The following is a 20,793-nucleotide window of genomic DNA, read 5'->3' as shown; positions in this document are numbered from 1 at the left end:
GTCCCGCCGTGAGCGCCGCAGGGGCGTGCCGGGGAGTCGTCAGCGTGTGACCCCGATGATCACCAGGACCACGATCACCGCGATCAGCACGGCGACCTTGAGGGCCGCGGGCCACGGTCCGTCCGGGCCACCGGGGTCCTGGCCCTGTCCCTGCCGGGGGTCCGGCACGGGTACGGACACCGGCGGCGGCCCGTTGAACACGTCGTGCCCGGTGGTCGCCGCCCGGGTGCACCACGGACAGGACGTGAGGTGGGAGCCGAAGGTGTGCAGCGGGCGGCTCGGGCAGACCCGCACCAGTGACCGTTCCTTGTCCAGCGCGCGCAGCCACGCCTCCGCCGGAGGGCGTGCGGCGGGCGCGTGCACACCGGGGCCGAAGGCGGCGCGGGCCAGGGTGAGCAGTTCGGGGGGCAGTACGGACGGGTCGATGGTGCCGCGCGGGATGACCACGCGCTCCGGGCGTACGACGTAGGAGCAGCTGGCGGCGATGTTGTCCTTGACGGTCGACTCGGAGGCGCTGTCGTGCGGGACGCCCCCGAAGGGGTGGTTGCCGGCCGTCAGCAGCTGGTAGACGAGGACGGCGAGGGCGAAGTCGTCGGTGGCGCGGGTGGCGGGGCCGCCGGCCTGCCGCTCGGGGGACGAGTAGTCCGTGGTGTGCATCAGGCAGGGGAAGAGTTCGCCGTTCACCGGGTCGTTGAAGGCGATCGAGTCGCAGTCCAGGAAGGTGACGAAGCCGTTCGCGTCGACCACCACGTTGCTGCTGGAGAAGTCGCCGATGACGAGGTTGTCGTAGTGCATGCGGGCGGTCATGAAGGCCAGGTTCCAGGCGACGCCGAGCAGGAAGCGCCAGTCGGCCCGGTCGGGGAACAGCTTGAGGCGCTGGGCTCGGGTGAACAGGCCGATGACCTGCACGTGATCGGGTTCGCCGAAGCGGCGCATGGCGTAGCCGAGGAACTCCCCCTGCGGGCCGCGGGCGAGCGCGGTGGGCCAGGCCAGCTCGGGCGGCTGGGAGCGGTCGGTGGGGCGGGCGGCGAGCGGTGACATGGTCAGCATCCGCATCAGCCGCCGCTCCTGCTCCAGGCCGGGCGGCTCCCGGTAGAGCTTCACGACGATGCCGTCGTCGCCGACGACCGGGAACACGGCGGCCTGGCCGCCGCCCTTGAGGGGCAGTTCCGCGAGGGTGACCGGCTTCCCGTCGAGGAACACCGTGAGCCCGCTCATGGCCGCGCCTTGAGCACGGCCCGCAACAGTGTCTTGTCGTCGGCGTTCAGGGCGGTCAGGCGGTCCGACCTCAGCAGGGTCGCGAGGCCCTCGTGGGCGCTGTCGGTGACCGGGCCGGGGGCGTCGAGGGAGCGGAACACGGCGTCGACGAAGGAGACGTTCGGGGACGGCGTGCCGCTGCCCGCGCGGTTCAGCGCCGCCTGCACGAGTCCGTCGGTGGACAGCAGCACCCCGTCGATCCCTTCGTCGGACACGCAGTCGGTGTGCACCCAGCGGGCCGCGTCCGGGGAGGTGAGGAAGACCGTCTCGTTGCTGTACTCGCTCGCCGCCATCGCCTGCGGCAGCAGATGGAACTGCCGCTCGCCGTCCTCCGCACCGGCCCGCAGCACGACGAAGCCGTCGCCCACGGTGAGATGGCCCAGCCAGCCCGGCGTCAGCACCACGACGGTGAGGGTGGTGGCGAAGTCCGCGGCCTCGGCCCCGGTCCGGTCCAGGAACACCTTGCTGACGTCGTGGAAGGCGTCCTCCAGCAGCTCGTGGACGGCCTCGCCGGGCTGGCAGTCCGCCGCCGCGGCGGCCCGCCGCGCGAAGTGCTCCGCGGCCAGGTCCACCGCGAGCCGGGACCCCTCCTCGGAGCGCGGCCTGCTGCCTGCGCCGTCCGCGACCGCGAGGACCGCCACCGACGGCGACGCGACGTAGGCGCAGGCGTCCTGGCAGGGCAGGCCCTGGCGGCGGTGGCGGTAGCCCTCGACGCTCATGCCGTGGATCCGCCACGGCGACTCCCGCTCGTCGACGGTGGCCATCGGTCAGGATTCCCAGGCCGGGCGCTGCGTCTTGAACTGGCTGAAGATCTTCTCGAAGACCTCGTCGCCGGCGCCCTTCTGCTCAGCGTTCGCGCTGGCGGACATCATCTGGAGCAGCTCGCGGAAGGGGAATCCCTGGAGCCGGGCGTTGAACTTCGGCGCGAAGGCCTGGAGCACCTGCTCGCCCATGTCCGTGATGCCGCCGACGCCTATCGCGTACAGCCGGAAGCGGCGGGCGCGCTGCTCGTCGGCGAGGACGGGGATCAACCGGTGCCAGGAGTCGGTGAGATGGCCGGTGCCGTCGGTCGGCAGCCCGTCGGTGACCAGGCAGATCTGCGGCCGGTAGTACTGGAGGCCGGACGCCCGCAGCTCGGCCTTGCGGGCCGCGACGATGTGCATCGACAGCTCCAGCGCCTCCGTCATCAGGGTCACCCCGGCGGCGGTGAGCTGCGGCGGCTGGAAGGTGTGCGCGGGCACGAAGGGGCTCACCGGGGCGCGGGGGGCGAGGAGCTGGGGGCCGCGCCAGGCGGCGACGCCCTGGCCGCCGAAGGTGACCACGGCGACCTCCACGCTGTAGCTGAGGCTGACGTCGTCGTGCAGTTCCCGGGTCCACTCCATGAGCGCGTTGTTGAGCGTCTGGATGGGCGGTCCGGCCATGGAGCTCGACGTGTCGAGGCAGAGCACGAGCGGCAGCCGCTGCGCGTTGTTCTCGAACTCGATGTCGGCATACTCCGCCGGCAGCGTGGGCGGGTACTCGCTGTGCATCTGTGTCTCCTGGTCTCAGGTCCTGGTGCCGTTGGCGTGCCGTCCGGTGGCCGGCGGGAACGCGTACAGGACGTCGGAGTCCCGTTCCCGCGCGTCGGTGACGTCGACGAGCCCGCCGGGGGCGGGGGGCGGCCGGCCGGGCTCGGCCCACACCGCCCGGTAGAGCACACGGTCGATCTCGACGTAGCCCTGCGGGTGCAGTTCGGTGCGGACGACGGCCGACCTGGCGGGGCCGGGCACATTGCCGACCCGGCGTCCGTACCGGGGTGTCGGTGTCACCCTGAGGCGGGTGGTGGTCTCGTCGCGCGGTCGGGTGGCGGTCTCGTCGCGCCGGTGGCTGGGTGCCGTGGTGGGCGGGACGGCCCCGACTCCGGGTGCGGCGAGGGCACGGCGGGACAGGGTGCCCACCGCGCGGGAGGACCGGCGGATCAGGAACAGCAGGGCGGCGAGCAGGACGACGAGCAGGACGCACAGGACCGCGAGGATCTGGGTGGCGGTGTCCCAGCCGGCGCCCGAGGCCTGGTCGGACGCCTTGTCCGCGCCCTTGCCCGCCCCCGACGTCTGCTTGCCGTCGGCTTTCTCGGTGTTCCTGGACGTGTCCGAGGGCGTGGCCGTGCCGCCGAACGGCGGGCCGGAAGGGACGGCGACGGCGTACGTGTGCTCGGAGAGGTCGACCGCCTGGTGCTCGGCGATCAGGTCGGCACCGCGCAGCGGGCCCTTGGCGAGCCGGGTGCACAGGTCCTTGGGGTTCTTGGGCCGGCAGACCTGGAGGTTCGTCAGTTCGCTCACGGCCTCGGCGGGCAGCCGGTCGATCGTGGCGTCCTGCTCGACGAGCCGGCCGGTCGCGTTCGCCAGCAGGAGGAGCACGGTGCCGCCGCCTCCGGTGTGCCGGTTCTTCGGCACCTCGACGACGAGGTGGGCGTGGTCGCGCCACAGGGCGCCCTCGACGTCCCTGCGTTCCTGCGCGTTGCCGTCGAACCGCACCGGTTCGTCGAGCGTGACCCGTACGGTGCCGTCGTCGATGTTCCGCGACCAGCACTGGAGGCGCTCCCTGAAGGCCTTGCCGCAGGACGCGTCGGCCGCCGATCCCACTGCCGCCGCGGCGGCTGCCGGAGCCGTCGCGAGCAGCATTCCGGAAAGCGCGATGGAGCAGAACGAACGCCGCATGGGCAACCCCCCGTGGCCTGAAAGGCGCACCCCCGTCGCCTTGAAAGGCACTCGCCCATATTGGGGCCAACCGGTGGGCGTCCGAAAGGGGTTCGGGCCACATGACGGGTTTCACTTCTACAACTTGAATACCTGATGGCAGCGGGTGAACATCTGCCGCGCCCGTTCCACCCAATCACTGGCCAAAGCATCGAAATCCGTTTGGGTCATACGGCAGGTCAGCGGGAGGTCGCACACTCCGGCCAGGCAGGGGCGCGGTCCGCGCACGTCCCACACGGACAACATGGGGTTCAGTTGTTCGGTATTCCATGCGTTCGACGCCGCGGCGGCGACGGCCAGTTGATCCTGGCGCAGATAATGACCGTCGGTCGCGAACGCGACGAGAAGCCGTTTGGTCGTCATGAATCGCACGGTGACCATCCGTCCCGTTTCCTCGAGATCGAATTGCATGGAAACGGAAACGGTGTCGGTCACGGTGTGGTAATTCCGCCTGGCCACCCAGTTCTGCACCAACTGCCGCCAGTGCGTGCCGATCTCGAGGATGTCGTGGCCCCGGCCGGGAAAGGACTCAGGCGTCGCCACGGCCCACCGCCTCGGCGACCATCCTGTCGGTCAGACCGGCGTCCAGCAGCGCCTGCGCGTGCAGCAGCAGACAGGACGGCACGGACTCGCTGACGCTCTGCCGGCGCCGGTTGGCCAGTTCGTGGGTGCGCACCTTGATGCTGTGCGCCACGGTCGGCGGCGGCCAGGACGCCGGTTTCGGGGTCTGCTCCAGCAGGCCGGCGAGCAGCGTGTCCAGCGCGGGCCGGTCCTGCGGCTGCTTGGCCAGGCAGCCGGAGATCAGCTCCCGCATCCCCGCGGGAACGCCGTCGAGTTCGGGTTCGGCCAGCACGACCCGGTAGCGCACCGCCTCACCGCTGCCGTGCGGCGGGCGGCCGGTCAGCGCGTACACCAGGACGCCGCCGAGGGAGAACACGTCGCTCGGCGGGCCCACCGGAGCCCCCTTGATCTGTTCCGGCGACATGAAGGGCGGGGTGCCGACGACCACGCCGACCTGGGTGAGGCCGGGAGCGCCGTCCACCCGGGAGATCCCGAAGTCGATGACGCGCGGACCGTCGGAGGCGAGGAGCACGTTCGCCGGTTTCAGGTCGCGGTGCACGACACGGGCGGCGTGGATGGCCTGGAGCGCCTCCACCAGGCCCGCGCCGAGCCGGCGCACCTGTGGCTCGGGCAGCGGCCCGTCGGTGCGGACCGCCTCGGCGAGCGAGGGGCCGGGGACGTACATCGTGGCCAGCCAGGGGAGTTCGGCCTCCGTGTCGGCGTCGACCACGGCCGCGGTGTAGGCGCCGCTCACCACGCGTGCCGCGGCGACCTCGCGGGCGAACCGCTCCCGGAACTCGTGCTCGGCCGCCAGTTCCGGCCGCACCACCTTCACGGCGACCTCGCGCCCGGCCGGCGATCGTCCGAGATACACCCATCCCATCCCGCCGGATCCGAGCCGTCCCACGATGCGGTAGGGCCCGATCTTCATGGGATCGCTGACCGGTGTGCGCACCCCGCTCACCTCATTTCGGGGTTAGTTGCAGGATGTCAGGAGTGTCCCGCGAACGTGCGACTTTTTCAGCCGGTCCGGCACGTTCCGCGCACCGGGCGCCGCGGACCCCGGGACGGGCGGGGGCGGCGGGGAGCACGGAAAGAGCCGGGACCCCGCACGCCGTTGTGCGGGGTCCCGGCTCCTGTGAGGTGGTATCACCGCGGCCGGTCGTGACGATCGCTGGTCAGGGCACATCCAAACCGGCCGCGGAGTCTGTACGGGGACTCAGCCCAGGCGCTGCACCAGCGCGCGGTACTCGTCCCACAGTTCCTTCGGGGTGTGGTCGCCGAAGGTGTTGAGGTGCTCGGGCACCAGAGCGGCCTCCTCGCGCCACACGTCCTTGTCGACGGTGAGCAGGAAGTCGAGGTCCGACTCGGACAGTTCGAGCCCCTTGGTGTCGAGGGCGCCCTTGGCCGGCAGGATGCCGATCGGCGTCTCGACGCCCTCGGCCCGGCCGTCCAGGCGGTCCACGATCCACTTCAGGACGCGGCTGTTCTCGCCGAAGCCCGGCCACACGAACTTGCCCGCGTCGTTCTTGCGGAACCAGTTCACGTAGTAGATCTTCGGGAGCTTCGACTGGTCCTTGTCCTTGGCGACGTCGACCCAGTGGCCCATGTAGTCGCCCATGTTGTAGCCGCAGAACGGCAGCATCGCGAACGGGTCGCGGCGCAGTTCGCCGACCTTGCCCTCGGCGGCGGCGGTCTTCTCGGAGGCGACGTTCGCGCCGAGGAAGACACCGTGGTTCCAGTCGAAGGACTCGGTGACCAGCGGGACCGCGGTGGCCCGGCGGCCGCCGAAGAGGATCGCCGAGATCGGCACGCCCTTGGGGTCCTCCCACTCGGGCGCGATGATCGGGCACTGCGAGGCGGGCACCGTGAAGCGGGCGTTCGGGTGCGCGGCGGGCGTGCCGGACTCCGGCGTCCAGTCGTTGCCCTTCCAGTCGGTGAGGTGGGCCGGAGTCTCCTCCGTCATGCCCTCCCACCAGATGTCGTTGTCGTCGGTCAGCGCGACGTTGGTGAAGACCGAGTTGCCCCAGAGCGTCTTCATCGCGTTGGCGTTGGTGTGCTCACCGGTGCCGGGCGCGACGCCGAAGAAGCCGGCCTCGGGGTTGATCGCGTAGAGGCGGCCGTCCTCGCCGAACCGCATCCAGGCGATGTCGTCGCCGATGGTCTCGACCGTCCAGCCGGAGACCGTGGGCTCCAGCATGGCGAGGTTGGTCTTGCCGCAGGCGCTCGGGAAGGCGGCGGCGACGTACTTGGACTCACCCTGCGGCGGGGTCAGTTTGAGGATCAGCATGTGCTCGGCGAGCCAGCCCTCGTCGCGCGCCATGACGGAGGCGATGCGCAGGGCGTAGCACTTCTTGCCGAGCAGCGCGTTGCCGCCGTAGCCCGAGCCGTACGACCAGATCTCGCGGGTCTCGGGGAAGTGGGAGATGTACTTCGTGGAGTTGCACGGCCACGGCACGTCCTCCTCGCCCTCGGCGAGCGGCGCTCCGAGCGTGTGCACGGCACGCACGAAGAAGCCGTCGGAGCCGAGTTCGTCGAGGACCGGCTGTCCCATGCGGGTCATGGTGCGCATGGACACGGCGACGTAGGCGGAGTCGGTGATCTCGACGCCTATCGCGGAGAGGTCGGAGCCGAGGGGGCCCATGCAGAACGGGACGACGTACATCGTCCGGCCCTTCATCGAACCGCGGAAGATGCCGCCCTGCCCGCCCTCGCCGGAGAAGATCTCCCGCATCTCGGCGGGGGCCTTCCAGTGGTTGGTCGGGCCCGCGTCCTCTTCCTTCTCGGAGCAGATGAAGGTCCGGTCCTCGACCCGCGCGACATCGGTCGGGTCGGAGGCGGCGTAGTACGAGTTGGGGCGCTTGATCGGGTCGAGCTTCTTGAAGGTGCCCTTGCGGACGAGCTCCTCGCTCAGTCGCTCGTACTCGGCCTCGGATCCGTCACACCAGACCACGCTGTCCGGCTCGGTCAGTGCTGCGATCTCGTTGACCCACGAGATCAGTTCCTGGTGGTTGGTGGGGACGGCGGTTGTGGGAGCCGCGATGTCGCGCGCCACGATTGCTCCTAAATGAGGGGTTTTGTTGTTGTGCCCCGTGGGGGCTGCGACCCGGATGCTTCACGGTTGTCGATCTCTGGCGCTCATCCGGTGCCGACCGCACTCATTTGATCATCCGACGCATCCGCGCATATGTCCAGAGGTCCTCACACCTGAGCGGAGTGAGCATCGCCACTCGCCGGAGGGTTTCCTCCCGCACACCCGGGGTTCATCCCGGGTACCCACGGGCCGGGACGGGTCACCTGCGCGGGCCGGACCGCCGCTCCCCGCCGCCCGGACACCCCGCGGAGCACGCGCTTCGCGCACGGACACGGCCGAAGACCCGGACCGCACCGGAGGCCGGACCACCCCGCCGCACCCCCCGGGCGCTCCCGCCGCTCGCGTGAGACCATGGCCACTGACGGCGTTCCATCACGCCGCGCTGATACGTAACTTACGGTTCCGTAGGTACCATGCGCGCATGACTGCGTCCGTCCCCGACGCGCCCACGGACTCGCCGGCCGACGGCGCCGGTCCCGACGCGCTCTCCCCGTCGCATCCGGTCAAGCCCAAACTGCGCGGCTGGCTGCACCTCGGCATGTTTCCGGCCGTCCTCGTCTCGGGCCTGGTGCTCACGGCCCTCGCGGACTCCACCCGCGGCCGTATCGCCTGCGGAATCTACGTCCTGACGGCCTGCCTGCTGTTCGGCGTCAGCGCGCTGTATCACCGGGGCGACTGGAGCCCCCGCATGGACGGCGTCCTGCGCAGGCTCGACCACGCCAACATCTTCCTGATCATCGCGGGCACCTACACCCCGCTGACCATGCTGCTGCTGCCGAGCGCCAAGGGGCAGTGGCTCCTGTGGGGGATCTGGGCCGCCGCGGCGGCCGGCATCGTCTTCCGGGTCTTCTGGGTCGGCGCACCACGCTGGCTCTACACCCCCTGCTACATCGCCATGGGCTGGGCGGCCGTCTTCTTCCTCCCGGACTTCATGCGCGCGGGCGGGATCGCGGTCCTCGTCCTCGTCATCGTCGGCGGCCTGCTCTACAGCGCCGGCGGGGTCATCTACGGCATCAAGCGGCCGAACCCGTCACCGCGCTGGTTCGGCTTCCACGAGGTCTTCCACTCCTTCACCCTCGCCGCGTTCGTCGTGCACTACGTCGGCATCTCGCTGGTGGCCTACCAGCACGGATAGCCCCTGCGACCTCCCTGCACCCAAGGGCCGCGGCTTTCGAGCCGCGGCCCTTCGTCGTACCCGGACACGGCCTCTGGACCGCCCCGGGACGACGTCCGGCCGTGGAGCCATATTGACAGACACCTCTTTTTGGGAGCTACTCTCATTTCATGGTGACTCTCACAGATGATGACGCCGCGGGGCGCGACCCCCGCCGCTGGTGGGCCCTCGGTGCCCTGGTCGCGAGCCTGCTCGTGCTCGGTTTCGACATGACGATCCTCAACGTCGCGCTGCCGACGATGGCCCGGGACCTGGGTGCCTCCACGGGCGAGCAGCAGTGGATGGCGGACGCGTACGTCGTCGTCTTCGCCGCGCTGATGCTCCCGGCGGGCCTGCTCGGCGACCGCTTCGGACGGCGCCGCATACTCATCGCCGGTCTCGGCGTCTTCCTCGCCGGATCCCTGGTCGGCGCCCTCGTCGACGACGTCGCCTGGGTGGTCGTCGCCCGCGCGCTGATGGGGATCGGCGGCGCGCTCGTGATGCCGCTCGCCCTGGCCGTGCTGCCCTCGCTGTTCGGACCGGACGAGCAGACCAAGGCGGTCGGCGCGGTCTCGGCCGCCTCCGCGCTGGGGCTGCCGCTCGGCCCGATCGTCGGCGGCTGGCTGCTCGACCACTTCTGGTGGGGCTCGGTCTTCGTGATCAACGTGCCCATGGCGGCCATCGGCATCACGGCCTGCCTCTTCCTGCTCCCCGAGACCCGCGACCCCTCCTCCCCCAAGGTCGACGCCGTGTCCACCGCCCTCACCGCGGCCGGACTCAGCATCCTGATCTACGCGATCATCGAGGCCCCGCACCGCGGCTGGGGCGACCCGCTCGTCCTCGGCCTCCTCGGCGCCGCGGTCGTCCTGGTCGCGCTGCTCGTCCTGCGCGAGCGCCGCAGTGTCCGCCCGATGCTCGACCTCTCCCTGCTCGCCCAGCGCGGTTTCCTCCTCAACACGCTGGCCGCGACGCTGGTCATGTTCGTGCTGTCGGGCCTGATGTTCGTGCTGCCGCAGTACCTCCAGGCGGTGCTCGGGCACGACGCGTTCGGCACGGGTGTACGGATGCTGCCGATGATGGGCGGACTGCTGATCGCGTCCCGCGCCGCGGGCCCGGTGCTGGCGCGGTTCGGGCCACGCGCCGTGATCAGCGCGGGTCTCGTCGTCCTCGCCTTCGCCGCGATCCTCGGCAGCCGCACCTCCGTCGACGACGGCTACGGCTTCACCGCCCTGTGGCTGTCCGTGGCCGGACTCGGCTTCGGTTTCGCCGTGGTGCCCGCGATGTCCGCCGCCATCGGCGCGCTCCCCCGCGACCGGGCCGGCAGCGGCTCCGGACTGCTGATGACGGTGCGCCAGGTGGGCAGCGCGACCGGCATCGCCCTGCTCGGCTCGCTCCTCGCGAGCGCCTACGCCGACCGCCTCGACACCTCCGCCCTGCCGCGCGCCGCCGCCGACGCGGCCGGCGACTCCGTGGTCGGCGCCCACGTGGTCGCCGGCCGGCTCGGCGACCACGCGCTGGCCGCCTCCGCGGACGCCGCGTACATCCACGGCATGAACCTGGTCCTGCTGGTCAGCGGCGTCGCCGCGCTGGTGACCGCCCTGCTGGCCGCGGCACTGCTGCGCAACCCCGAACCGGCGCCCGGCACCGCCCCCGAGCCGCACACCGGCATGGCCCCGGCACCGGCCGATGCCGGACAATGAACACCATGGCCGCCACCGCACACAGTTCCGCCTCCGCCGCGGAGCCCCGGCCCGGGCTCCGCGAGCGGAAGAAGATGAAGACCCGGACCGCGATCCGCGACGCGACGTACCGGCTGATCCAGCAGCAGGGGTACGACGCGACCACCGTCGAACAGATCGCGGAGGCGGCCGAGGTCTCCCCGTCCACGGTGTTCCGCTACTTCCCGACCAAGGAGGACATCGTCCTCACCGACGAGTACGACCCGATGCTCGAGGAGGAACTCCGCGCGCGCCCCGCGGACGAGCCGTGGTTCGACTCCCTGCGGTACGTGCTGCGCAAGGCGATCACCCTGGGCGACGACGAGGGGCCGGAGGTGACCCGGCTGCGCACCCGGCTGATGGTGGAGGTGCCCGCGGTGCGCTCCCGGATGATGGAGAGCATGTCGGTCACCGGCCGGCTGCTGTGCCGGGCCGTCGGCGAGCGCACCGGCCTCGACCCGGAGGGTCTGGAGGTGCGGGTCTTCGCGATGTCGCTGATCGGCGGGCTGATGGAGACCTCCCTGTACTGGGCGGAGGGCGGCCACCGCGAGGACTTCGCCGACGTCGTGGACCGGGCGGTGGACGTCCTGGAGCACGGTCTGGGCAGCGCGCCCGGGAAGGCCGCGGGCGCGGAAACCCCCAGGCCCCAGGGGCATCCCGCGTGACATGCTGACGGGGTGAACGGACCGGAGATCGACGTCGAATTCGCCCCCGAACTGGGGATGTTCGTCCCGCACGCGCGACGCACGGGCGCCACCGCCGTGGGCACCGACGGATCCTCCACGCTCGGCCATGTCGTCGAGTCGCTCGGCGTCCCGCTGACCGAGGTGGGGGCCCTGGTCGTGGACGGGCGACCGGTGTCCTTCTCGCACATCCCGGCGGCCGGCGAATCCGTCCGGGTGGGTGCCGTCGAGCGCCCGCAGCAGGTGCCCGGCGCCCCGCTCCGCTTCCTCCTCGACGTCCACCTCGGCACGCTCGCCCGCCGGCTGCGGCTGCTGGGCGTCGACACGGCGTACGAGTCCACGGACATCGGCGACCCGGCGCTCGCCGCCCGGTCCGCGGCCGAGCGGCGCGTCATGCTCAGCCGTGACCGCGGCCTGCTGCGCCGCCGCGAGCTGTGGGCGGGCGCCTACATCTACAGCACCCGGCCCGACGACCAACTCCGTGACGTCCTCGGCCGGTTCGCACCGGAGCTGAGGCCGTGGACGCGCTGCACCGCGTGCAACGGCCTGCTCACCGCGGCCACCAAGGAGCAGGTCGCGGACCAGCTGGAGGGCGGCACCCAGCGGTCGTACGACGTCTTCGCGCAGTGCGGCGAGTGCGGGCGCGCCTACTGGAAGGGCGCGCACCACGACCGTCTGGAGGCCATCGTGGTGCGCGCCCTGGCGGAGTTCGGGAGCCGCTGAGGCGGCGGCTCCCGGGGATCTAACGCCTCACCAGATCCCGTGCGCCGCAGGCGAGTCCGTCCCTGCTGGGGTCGAGCCCCAGCGGATCGTCCTTGCCGTTGACCTTCAGCCGCCCGTAGTCGTTCTTCTTCAGCCAGGCGCAGCGGGAGGCCGTGGTCTTCTTCACCCCGTCCGGGAAGACCGTCGGCACACAGACACCGACGCCGCCGTAATGGCGGTCGCAGCCGGAGACGGCGGTGCCGACCTTCTGCGAACTCCGCTTCCGGCCCGGCTCGGCGGCCTTGCCCTCCAGGGAGTCGGCGAAGGAGTGGACGTGCGCCGAGGCGGTGTCCGCCGCGAGCGCGGACGGTCCCTGGAGGTGCACCCACTTCGCGACGGAGGGCACTCCGCCCGCGTCGACGGCGAAGAGCATGTACCAGCCCGGCGGCGCCAGGTCGGGGTTGCTCGTCACGTTCAGGTCGACGTTGTCGCCGTCCACGGACAGCGGCAGATCCACGAACCGCTGGTTGGGGTCCGAGGAGTGGGTCACCGCGGCCGGGCGGATCAGCTCGGCCTTGGCGATGGGCCGGTCGACGGTGATGCGCTGCGTGTCGCCGTACACCCACTCGCTGTCGATCACCGAGGTGATCGTGGGGCGGGTGCCCTTGAGGAGGTAGGGCGGGGTGTAGATGGACACGTTGTGGTTCCAGGTGCCGTTGCCCGGGTTGTCGCCGGTGGCCATCACCCGGCCGTCGGGCAGCAGGAACGCGGACGAGTGGTAGCCGCGGGCCTCCGGGTCGGCGGCCACCGGGTCGAAGGCCGAGGTCGCCGGGTCGAAGATCGACGCCTCGAAGACGGGGTCGGCGCGGTTGTGCAGGCCGCCGCCCGTCTCCAGGACCTTCCCGTCGGGCAGCAGGACGGCGGAGACGTACATCTTGCCCTGGTCGCCGGTCTGGGCGACCTTGCCGTCGCCCAGGTCCACCGTGCCCTGCGGGATCGGCGGGCCGGCGGTGTAGACCGGGTCGGCGGCCTTGAGGTCGATGATGTCGGTGAGCCGGTTGGCGTCCGGGTTGGAGTCGATGTTGCCGCCGCCGAGCGTCAGGACCTTCTGGTCCTGGGCCGGGGGCAGCAGCACGCTCGCGGACTGGTCACGCTGGTCCTTGTTCCGGAGCCCCGGGACCGATGTCGTGGTGTTGGCGTCGTAGTCGTAGATCGCGGAGCCCGTGCCCGGGGTGCCGTTGCCGAAGACATGGCTGCCCGAGTAGAAGAGCCGGCCGTCCTGCATGAGGATCATCGACGGGTACAGGCCCCAGTACGACCAGGTCTGGTTGACCTGCCACAGCGGCAGCCACTTCTGCTCGGCCGCCGACCAACGTTCGGCGGTCACCGAGCCGGTGGAGTCCTCGCGCAGTCCGCCGAAGGAGATGATGTCGCCGTTGCCGAGCTCGGTGGCCGACGGATACCAGTGGCCGTCGTTCATGTCGTTGGTCCTGCTGTACGTCTCGGTGTCCGGGTCGAAGACGTACGAGTCCTTGTAGCCCTCGTACCCGTGGCCGCCCGCGACCGGGAACGCCTTGTTGCCGCTCATGACCAGGACTCGCCCGTCGGACAGCTGGACGTGCCCGGCGCAGAACATGTCCTTCGGCGTGGGGATCACCTTGTACGTGCCGTTCGCCGGGTCGTAGACCGCGCTGGTGAACGTGCCCGCCTCGAAGTTCTCCTCGCTGTTGCCGGATCCCGCGATCAGCAGCACCTTGCCGTTCTTGAGGACGACGGAGTGCATGGACCGCACCGGGTTCTGGGTGGGCAGCACCGTCCACCTGCCGTCGGCGCACTCCTTCGCCGTGCCGGTGCACTGGGCGGGCGGGACCGGGTCGGAGACCTGTTCCATCGTGTAGTCGTCGGTGGTCGCCGAACCCGTGCCGTACACCGAGACACCCCAGGTGATGCGGTCGGTGCCGGCCGGGACCGCGGGCGTGCGGACCGTGGCTTGGGTCCAGTCGGCCGCCATGTCCAGGGTCTTGAGGTCGGTCCAGTACTGCCAGCCCGCCGTCGTGTCGTGCCGGAACAGCGTGATCGCGGCGTCGGGAGTGGTGGTCTTGTACCAGAGGCCCAGGTCGTACTGCTTGCCCGCGCCGACCACCGGGGCGCAGTCGGTGGACTCGGTGATCAGCGCCTTGCGGTCGCCGTCGGCCCGGCGGGTCAGCGAGACCTTCATGGCCTTGGTCCCGGAGTGGGAGTCGGCGACGGTGGCGAACGTGAAGTCGTTGTCGCCCCAGCCGGACTTCTCCCAGCAGTGGGGCATGCCGTCGGTGCCGGCGGTCTCGAACCCCGGGTTCGTGACGAGGTTGGCGGCCGACGCGGGCTGCGGCGCCACGAGCAGCAGGCCGGCGGCGAGGCCCGCCACGGCCAGCAGCGAGGTGGTCCGGCTCGGTCGCCCGCGGAATCCGGTTCTTCTCACGCGCTTCTCCTCGCTGTGCGGCTCCGGCCCGCCGACGTGCCACGCCGGCGCGGCAGATAGATCAGCGCCTCGGTCCCCACGAAGCGCAGGACGAACGTCGTCACCAGGGCCAGTGCGGTGGCGGAGAGCGCGCCCATCCCGAAGCGGTCGACGAACAGCGCGATCAGCGGGATCCGCAGCACCAGGTCGGCATTGGCGAGCAGCGCGAACCGGCCGACACGGTCCCACCAGTGCCGGTGCCCGCGCCGCTCGCGGAACAGCAGATGCTCGATGAGCAGGAAGTTCCAGGCGACCCCGAGCTGGTTGGCGAGGATCTCCGCCGGTACGTAGTGCACTCCGGCGGCGGTGAGGCCGTACAGGCCGAGCAGGTTCGGCACGAAGCCGGTGGCGCCGATCAGCCCGAAGACGATCATGCGGGCGACGGGTGAGGCGGTGCGCAGGCCGACGAGGTGGCGCAGGAAGCGGAAGCCCTCCTGCGCGGTCGACTTGGACTCGCCCGCGTACCGGTCCTGGAAGACGAAGGGCACCTCGGTGACCTGCCGAGGGCGGCTGCGGACGGCGAGTTCGAGCAGGATCTTGTAGCCGAGCGGCTGGAGGACGTCGGCGGTGACGGCGCTGCGGCGGATCGCGAAGAAGCCGCTCATCGGGTCGCTGATGCCGCTCAGCCGGCGCGGGAAGAGCGACTTGGTCAGCCAGGTCGCGCCGCGCGAGACGGCGATGCGGTAGCCGCCCGCGAGGCCCGCGCGGCTGCCGCCCTCGATGTACCGGCTGGCGACGACGAGCCCCGCGCCGGAGCGTTCGCCGCGGGCCACCAGTTCCGGCACCAGAGACGGCGGATGCTGGAGGTCGCCGTCCATGACGACGATCCAGTCGGAGCCGGCCGCCTTCAGTCCCTCGACGACAGCGCCGCCGAGCCCGCCCACGGGTTCGTCGCGGTGCAGCACCGTCACGGGGAACGGGCAGTCCTGCGCCACCCGCGAGATGACGTCCGGGGTGTCGTCGGTCGAGTCGTCCACGAAGACGACCTCGCAGGGCAGCCGCGCGGGCACCGCCTCGGTGATGCGGTGCAGCAACTCCCGTATGTTCGCGGACTCGTTGAAGGTCGGTACGACGATGGTGACGGCGCCCGGCTCGGGGATCTCGGCCGGGTGTACCGCCGGATCCCCCAGTTCGTCCGGGACAGTGCTCTCGAAGCTGCTCATCGACTGCCTCCGGACGTCGCCGTGGTGGTGGTGTCGTTGACGTGCCTGATCTCGATGCGGTCCTCGCCCCGGCCGAAGGTCGCGACGGGTGTCGAGTGCTCGATGGCGGCCTTCACGGTGGGCAGGTCGACGGCGTCGCGCCGGACCGTCGGGGAGGCGACGACGTAGTCGAGGTCGCGCCAGCCGCGCGGCATCGTCCTGGTGACCGCCGGGTCGAGGTCGGCCTTGTAGAACCAGATGACGCCGAGGCCGGGCCGGTAGCCCTGGTGCACGAGGTCGAGCCAGAGGGCGTCGTCGACGAGGACCCGGGTGTCCCGCGGGTCCTTCACCTCGGTCCGCAGCCAGGCGGACGCGGCCCGGTAGGGCGCGTTCGCGTCCGTGGTCACGGCGGTGCGGTCCCCGTCGTACCAGTCGGGCACGACATAGGCCCCGGCGGCCACCACGAGCACCGCCGCCAGGCCGCGGCGTCCCCAGGTGACGTACGTCTTCTCGGCGGTGCCGCGCCACCGTCGCAGTACCGCGTGGGAGACGCTCGCGGCACCGCCGGCCAGGACCAGGGCGAGGAACGGCAGGGCCTGGATGACGTACATGGCGGGCAGGTAGCCGCTGGGGCGCATCGCCACCAGGGCGAGGATCGCGACGGTGAGCGCGGGTCCGGCGAGGGCGCGCGCGGTGACCGACCAGCGCCAGGTGACCAGGAGCAGCAGGGCGCCGGCGAGCCCGCCGAGCGGCAGGACGCGGTCGTAGTACAGCCAGGAGTGCAGGACTCCGTACGAACCGCTGCCGGGGTCGAGGACGAAGCCGGAGCCGGGGCGGCTCATCTGGTACGTGATGCCGTCCCAGAGGGAGACGTGCCCGGAGCCGGGGAACAACTCGCCCTTGAGCAGGGCGAAGAGCGGGTACGCGAGGCCGATCAGCACGCAGGCGGTGACGGCTCCGGTGAGCGCGAACTTGCGGGTGTCGCGGTGGCTGTGGCGCCACATGGTGACGAACAGCGCGGGCAGGACGACGAGCATCGTCTCCTTGGTGAGCACGGCGGCCGCGGCCGCGACGCCCGCCCCGAAGTGGTGCCACAGATGGCGGCTCGGGGACGCGGCCAGGCAGAACGCGAGGAGCGTCCACATCACCGCGATGTTGTCGAGGAAGATCTCGCGCTGGAGCACGACCGACAGCGGGGACAGCCCGAAGAGGACCATCGCGAGGCCGGCCGCCCACGTCGGCAGCGAGAGGCGGCGGGCGAGCACGTACACGAGGACCGCGCTGACGGCGCTGATCAGCAGCATCGCCGTGCGCATCGAGCCGACGGTCATCGAGGAGGGACTGAGGTGCGCGGGGATCCAGGTCAGCAGGGCGATCTGGATCCAGCCGAGCGGCGGGTGGTCGTACCAGTACGTGTAGTGGGCCAGGCCCTTGCCCTGCTGGACGGCCCAGGCCTGGGCGAGGTAGGTGCCCTCGTCGTCGCTGAGGGTGGGGTAGTCGGCGATGTTCCAGCCCTGGACGACGAGGATCGCCGCGAGCAGCACCCCGCACAGGATGAGATCCGGGCGTGAGCTGCGAAAGCGCGGGGACGGGCGGGTGGCGGGGACGTTTTTGGGCGCAAGCGGCCGCTGCGCGGGGACCGTGGGTGTGGTCGCCGCGGGAAGAGTGGAGGTCACGCGGGAACGTCCTCTCGGATCGCTTCGGTGAGGTGCGCGCCGACATGACTGGTCAGCTCCCAGTCGTTGCGGCCCCGCTGCTCGCGCCAGACGGCGCGTACGGCGGCGCCCGCCAGCAGCACCTGGTAGAACGGGCCGCCGACGATCAGCTTCAGATAGTGGACGAAGCGGACCCGCAGCCCGTACTGCTTGCCGAAGTCGTGCAGTCCGACCAGTTCGAAGACGAACGTGACCAGGGCGGTCACCGCCGGCAGGAAGGTGATGAAGGCGATGCCGACCGGCACGTCGAGGAAGAGCGCGATGGCCACGTTGAGCGGGATGATCACGCCGGAGACGGCCTGAAGATAGGGCGTCATCAGCGTGTAGCGGGCGAGCAGCCGCTGCCCGAAGCCGGGGAGCTGTTTCCAGTCCCTCTTCCGGTAGACCTGGAGGAAGCCCTGGTTCCACCGGGTGCGCTGCTTCAGCAGGGACATCAGCGAGCCCGGGGTCTCCTCCTTGGTCACCATGTCGGAGTCGTAGGCGACGACGACCTTCTTGCCGACGCTGGAGAGGCGTACACCGAGGTCGCAGTCCTCGGCGAGGCAGTCGGGGTCCCAGCCGTCGGCCTCCCGCAGGACGTCCGTGCGGACGAAGACGGTGTTGCCGCCGAGCGGGATGAATCCTTTCTGCGCGTGCAGATGGAGCCGCGAGCGGAACCAGAAGAAGTACTCCAGGCAGTTGCGCAGGCTGTACCAGCTGGAGTGGAAGTTGATGAGCTGGACGCCGCCCTGGACGACGTCCGCGCCCGTGGTGCGGAAGGCGTGGTCGACGTGGGCGAGCAGCTCCGGGTGGACCTGGTCCTCGGCGTCGAAGACCCCGACCACGGCGCCCCGGCAGTGCGGCAGGGCCGTGTTCATGGCCTTCGGCTTGTTCTTCTTCTCGTGGTGGTCGACGACCACGCGTACCCGCGGGTCGCGCGCCTCGGCGGCGCGGGCCACCGCGGTCGTCTCGGGGTCGTCGTGGCCGACGATCACGATGATCTCGAAGTCGGTGTGGCTGGATTCGAGCAGCCGCTGGATGGTGTGGTCCAGCACGGCCTGCTCGTGGCGCGCGGGCAGCAGCAGCGAGAAGGACAGGCCCTCCCCGCCGTCCGGGCTGCTGAAGCGGGTGGAGGCCAGCACCTCGGGCGTACGCCACGCGTGCATCTGCCACCACAGGGTGAAGGCGGCCATCCAGAAGAGCGCCAGTGAAACGGCAGCAATGAAGACAGATGTGAGCAAAAGATCCCCCCAGATCTCCAATAACCCCCCAGCCGCGACAGTGACTCACATCTGCCGCGACTGGGTCAGAGACTATGGGGGATCTGTGAAGCGCACAGGATCTTCCGGTGAAGAGCGTGTTTCTTCACACTCGGTCGGTTACCTGAACAATCCGAACACTGTGGACGTTCGGGCGACTTGGAGATCAGGGGTTTCGGCCACCGAGGGCCGCTTCGAGCCGTTCGGGGTCGGTCGTCGGGACGTCGCAGGTGAAGTTACGGCAGACGTACGCGGCGGGCCGCCCGTCGACCAGAAGTCGGCCGGAAAGCAACGGTAGTTCGTCGCTGTCCGCCACCCCCGCGGCGACGACGGCACCCGGCGCCGTACCCAGGAGCGCCGTACGGTGCAGCGCCCTGGTCGCCGGATCGCCGGCCGGTCCCACGACCGCGACCTCCCGCGGTCCGTCGAGGAGCGCCTCGGCCACCGCGAGACCCCAGCCGATGAAGCGCGGCGCGCGCGGGCCCAGGGCCTTCACCACTCCCAACGCCCGCTCGGCGGCGGTGCGATGGGGCTCGGCACCGGTCTGCGCGGCATAGCTCAGCAGCGCCCCGGCCGCGGCACTCCACCCCGAGGGCGTGGCGTTGTCGGTGGGGTCCTGCGGCCGGCGGATCAACTCCTCGGCGTCGGCCGCCGTGTCGAACAGCGCGCCCGACTCGGCGTCCGTGAACTGCGTGAGCACATGGTCGAGCAGGAAGCCCGCGAACTCCAGCCAGACCCCCTCCCCGGTGACGGACGCCAGCGCCAGGAAACCCTCGGAGACATCCGCGTAGTCCTCCAGCACACCGGCGTTGGCCCCGACGTGACCGTCCTTGCTGGTACGGGCCAGTCGCGCGTGGTCGTCCATGTGCAGCCGCACCAGGAGGTCGGCCGCGCCGATCGCGGCGTCCACGAGGTCGGGGCGGCCGAAGTAGGCGCCGGTCTCCGCCAGGGCGGCGATCGCGAGGCCGTTCCACGCGGCGACCACCTTGTCGTCCCGGCCGGGGGCGGGACGGCCGGCGCGCGCGGCGAACAGCCGCTGCTGCACGGAGGCGATCCGGTCCGCGTCGACGACACCCTCGTGCTGGGGCAGCCGCAGCACGGAGGCGCCCTCCTCGAAGGTGCCCTCCTCCGTCACCCCGAAGTGCTGGGCGGCGAGTTCGGCGTCCTCACCGAGGACCTCGCGCAGCTGCTCCGGCGTCCACACGTAGTACGCGCCCTCGACGTGGCGGCCCGTCCCGTCGTCGCTGTCGGCGTCCAGGGCGGAGGCGAACCCGCCCTCCTCGGTGCGCAGTTCACGCACCATGAAGTCCGCGGTCTCCAGGGCGACGCGGCGCGCGAGCTCGGAGCCGGTGACGCGCCACAGATGGGCGTAGACCCGGCACAGCAGCGCGTTGTCGTACAGCATCTTCTCGAAGTGCGGCACGATCCACTCGCGGTCGACGGAGTACCGGGCGAACCCCCCGCCCAGCTGGTCGTAGATGCCGCCGCGCGCCATCCGTTCACAGGTGTCCACGGCCATCTGGAGCGCGCCCTCGGAGCCGGTCCGCGCGTGGTGCCGCAACAGGAACTCGATCACCATGGACGGCGGGAACTTCGGCGCCCCGCCGAATCCGCCGCGCGCCGTGTCGTAGTCCCGGGTGAGCCCGAGGAGCGCGCCGGCCAGCTCCTCCTCGCCGGGCACCCGGCCGTCGCCGAAACTCATCTCGCGGCCGGCCAGGTCCCGCACGATCTTCCCCGCGACCTCGGCGACCTCGTCGCGCCGGTCGGTCCAGGCGCTGGTGACGCCCTCCAGGATCTGCGGGAAGGACGGCATTCCGTGCCGGGGCGCGGGCGGGAAGTAGGTGCCGAAGTAGAACGGCTCGGCGTCCGGTGTGAGGAACACGGTCATGGGCCAGCCGCCCTGCCCGGTCGCTGCCTGCACGGCCTCCATGTAGACGGCGTCGACGTCCGGCCGCTCCTCGCGGTCGACCTTGACGCACACGAAGTGCTCGTTCAGGTACGCGGCGGTCGCGTCGTCCTCGAAGGACTCGTGCGCCATGACATGGCACCAGTGACAGCTGCTGTAGCCGACGCTCAGCAGCACCGGCACGTTCCGTTCGCGGGCCTCGTCGAAGGCCTCGGCCGACCAGGGCCACCAGTCGACGGGGTTGTCGGCGTGCTGGAGCAGATACGGGGACGTCTCATGGGCCAGTCGGTTCACACTCCCACTCTCCCACGGTGTCCCGGGCGGCGGAGAAGCACGCGGCTGCCGGGCGCGCCCCCGGCGGGTGAGCCGTCCTCGCCGGGCTCCGGGGA

The 20,793-nt window shown here is 71.1% G+C and carries 16 protein-coding genes; 4 read left to right on the top strand and 12 right to left on the bottom strand.

Translation table 11 applies throughout. The features are described 5' to 3' along the window. Positions 1–39 precede the first annotated feature (39 nt). From ACSYGO_RS29175 to ACSYGO_RS29145, 7 genes are all read right to left on the bottom strand, one after another. Entirely contained in the window at positions 40–1,218 is a 1,179-nt protein-coding gene (locus ACSYGO_RS29175; RefSeq protein ID WP_426677245.1) for a hypothetical protein, read from the bottom strand. After that, entirely contained in the window at positions 1,215–2,021 is an 807-nt protein-coding gene (locus ACSYGO_RS29170; RefSeq protein WP_426677246.1) for a PP2C family serine/threonine-protein phosphatase, read from the bottom strand. The genes ACSYGO_RS29175 and ACSYGO_RS29170 overlap by 4 nt, the downstream gene beginning before the upstream one ends. Positions 2,022–2,024: 3 nt before the next feature. Continuing rightward, positions 2,025–2,786, bottom strand: a complete 762-nt coding sequence (locus ACSYGO_RS29165) for a vWA domain-containing protein (protein WP_426677247.1) — start codon at positions 2,784–2,786, stop codon at positions 2,025–2,027. Between the two features lie 15 nt (positions 2,787–2,801). Then, positions 2,802–3,953 carry a hypothetical protein gene (locus ACSYGO_RS29160; RefSeq protein ID WP_460388211.1) on the bottom strand — a complete coding sequence of 384 codons (1,152 nt, stop codon included), beginning with the start codon at positions 3,951–3,953 and terminating at the stop codon, positions 2,802–2,804. A 117-nt stretch (positions 3,954–4,070) separates the two neighbouring features. Further along, complete coding sequence (locus ACSYGO_RS29155) at positions 4,071–4,535, bottom strand: hypothetical protein (protein WP_426677249.1); 465 nt, start codon at positions 4,533–4,535, stop codon at positions 4,071–4,073. Further along, positions 4,522–5,508 carry a serine/threonine-protein kinase gene (locus ACSYGO_RS29150; protein WP_426677250.1) on the bottom strand — a complete coding sequence of 329 codons (987 nt, stop codon included), beginning with the start codon at positions 5,506–5,508 and terminating at the stop codon, positions 4,522–4,524. The genes ACSYGO_RS29155 and ACSYGO_RS29150 overlap by 14 nt, the downstream gene beginning before the upstream one ends. A 264-nt stretch (positions 5,509–5,772) precedes the next feature. After that, complete coding sequence (locus ACSYGO_RS29145) at positions 5,773–7,608, bottom strand: phosphoenolpyruvate carboxykinase (GTP) (protein WP_432173805.1); 1,836 nt, start codon at positions 7,606–7,608, stop codon at positions 5,773–5,775. Positions 7,609–8,068: 460 nt separating this feature from the next. Here ACSYGO_RS29145 and trhA point away from each other — a divergent pair, with 460 nt between their 5' ends. The 4 genes from trhA to ACSYGO_RS29125 all read left to right on the top strand — a co-directional run bounded on the left by trhA (position 8,069) and on the right by ACSYGO_RS29125 (position 11,924). Continuing rightward, entirely contained in the window at positions 8,069–8,782 is a 714-nt protein-coding gene (gene trhA, locus ACSYGO_RS29140; RefSeq protein ID WP_426677252.1) for a PAQR family membrane homeostasis protein TrhA, read from the top strand. 149 nt (positions 8,783–8,931) lie between these two features. Further along, complete coding sequence (locus tag ACSYGO_RS29135) at positions 8,932–10,500, top strand: MFS transporter (RefSeq protein ID WP_460388207.1); 1,569 nt, start codon at positions 8,932–8,934, stop codon at positions 10,498–10,500. Beyond that, a complete protein-coding gene (locus ACSYGO_RS29130; protein WP_432173803.1) occupies positions 10,497–11,183 on the top strand; it encodes a TetR/AcrR family transcriptional regulator in 687 nt (228 codons plus the stop codon). Before ACSYGO_RS29135 ends, ACSYGO_RS29130 begins: the two co-directional genes overlap by 4 nt. A 12-nt stretch (positions 11,184–11,195) precedes the next feature. Continuing rightward, positions 11,196–11,924 carry a Mut7-C RNAse domain-containing protein gene (locus ACSYGO_RS29125; RefSeq protein ID WP_435222300.1) on the top strand — a complete coding sequence of 243 codons (729 nt, stop codon included), beginning with the start codon at positions 11,196–11,198 and terminating at the stop codon, positions 11,922–11,924. Positions 11,925–11,943: 19 nt separating this feature from the next. Here ACSYGO_RS29125 and ACSYGO_RS29120 read toward each other — a convergent pair whose 3' ends face one another. The 5 genes from ACSYGO_RS29120 to ACSYGO_RS29100 form a co-directional block, all read right to left on the bottom strand. Further along, on the bottom strand, positions 11,944–14,208 hold the full coding sequence (locus ACSYGO_RS29120; RefSeq protein WP_460389776.1) for a galactose oxidase-like domain-containing protein: 2,265 nt from the start codon (positions 14,206–14,208) through the stop codon (positions 11,944–11,946). A 152-nt stretch (positions 14,209–14,360) separates the two neighbouring features. Further along, positions 14,361–15,566, bottom strand: coding sequence for a glycosyltransferase (locus tag ACSYGO_RS29115; RefSeq protein ID WP_460388205.1), 1,206 nt, complete (start codon positions 15,564–15,566; stop codon positions 14,361–14,363). After that, positions 15,563–17,221: an ArnT family glycosyltransferase gene (locus tag ACSYGO_RS29110; RefSeq protein WP_432173800.1), complete on the bottom strand. Its 1,659-nt coding sequence runs from the start codon at positions 17,219–17,221 to the stop codon at positions 15,563–15,565. Before ACSYGO_RS29110 ends, ACSYGO_RS29115 begins: the two co-directional genes overlap by 4 nt. Further along, positions 17,218–18,480 carry a glycosyltransferase gene (locus ACSYGO_RS29105; RefSeq protein ID WP_426677258.1) on the bottom strand — a complete coding sequence of 421 codons (1,263 nt, stop codon included), beginning with the start codon at positions 18,478–18,480 and terminating at the stop codon, positions 17,218–17,220. The genes ACSYGO_RS29110 and ACSYGO_RS29105 overlap by 4 nt, the downstream gene beginning before the upstream one ends. A 184-nt stretch (positions 18,481–18,664) precedes the next feature. Continuing rightward, positions 18,665–20,698, bottom strand: coding sequence for a thioredoxin domain-containing protein (locus ACSYGO_RS29100; RefSeq protein WP_426677259.1), 2,034 nt, complete (start codon positions 20,696–20,698; stop codon positions 18,665–18,667). Positions 20,699–20,793 lie beyond the last annotated feature (95 nt).

This window comes from Streptomyces krungchingensis, assembly GCF_054729265.1.
This window is presented reverse-complemented; position numbering and strand designations above follow the sequence as displayed.

Excerpts from the sequence above, each read along its gene's own strand:
- ACSYGO_RS29175 (WP_426677245.1), bottom strand. The coding sequence starts at position 1,218 with ATGAGCGGGCTCACGGTGTTCCTCGACGGGAAGCCGGTCACCCTCGCG.
- ACSYGO_RS29170 (WP_426677246.1), bottom strand. The coding sequence starts at position 2,021 with ATGGCCACCGTCGACGAGCGGGAGTCGCCGTGGCGGATCCACGGCATG.
- ACSYGO_RS29165 (WP_426677247.1), bottom strand. The coding sequence starts at position 2,786 with ATGCACAGCGAGTACCCGCCCACGCTGCCGGCGGAGTATGCCGACATC.
- ACSYGO_RS29160 (WP_460388211.1), bottom strand. The coding sequence starts at position 3,953 with ATGCGGCGTTCGTTCTGCTCCATCGCGCTTTCCGGAATGCTGCTCGCG.
- trhA (WP_426677252.1), top strand. The coding sequence starts at position 8,069 with ATGACTGCGTCCGTCCCCGACGCGCCCACGGACTCGCCGGCCGACGGC.
- ACSYGO_RS29135 (WP_460388207.1), top strand. The coding sequence starts at position 8,932 with ATGGTGACTCTCACAGATGATGACGCCGCGGGGCGCGACCCCCGCCGC.
- ACSYGO_RS29130 (WP_432173803.1), top strand. The coding sequence starts at position 10,497 with ATGAACACCATGGCCGCCACCGCACACAGTTCCGCCTCCGCCGCGGAG.
- ACSYGO_RS29120 (WP_460389776.1), bottom strand. The coding sequence starts at position 14,208 with ATGCCCCACTGCTGGGAGAAGTCCGGCTGGGGCGACAACGACTTCACG.
- ACSYGO_RS29115 (WP_460388205.1), bottom strand. The coding sequence starts at position 15,566 with ATGAGCAGCTTCGAGAGCACTGTCCCGGACGAACTGGGGGATCCGGCG.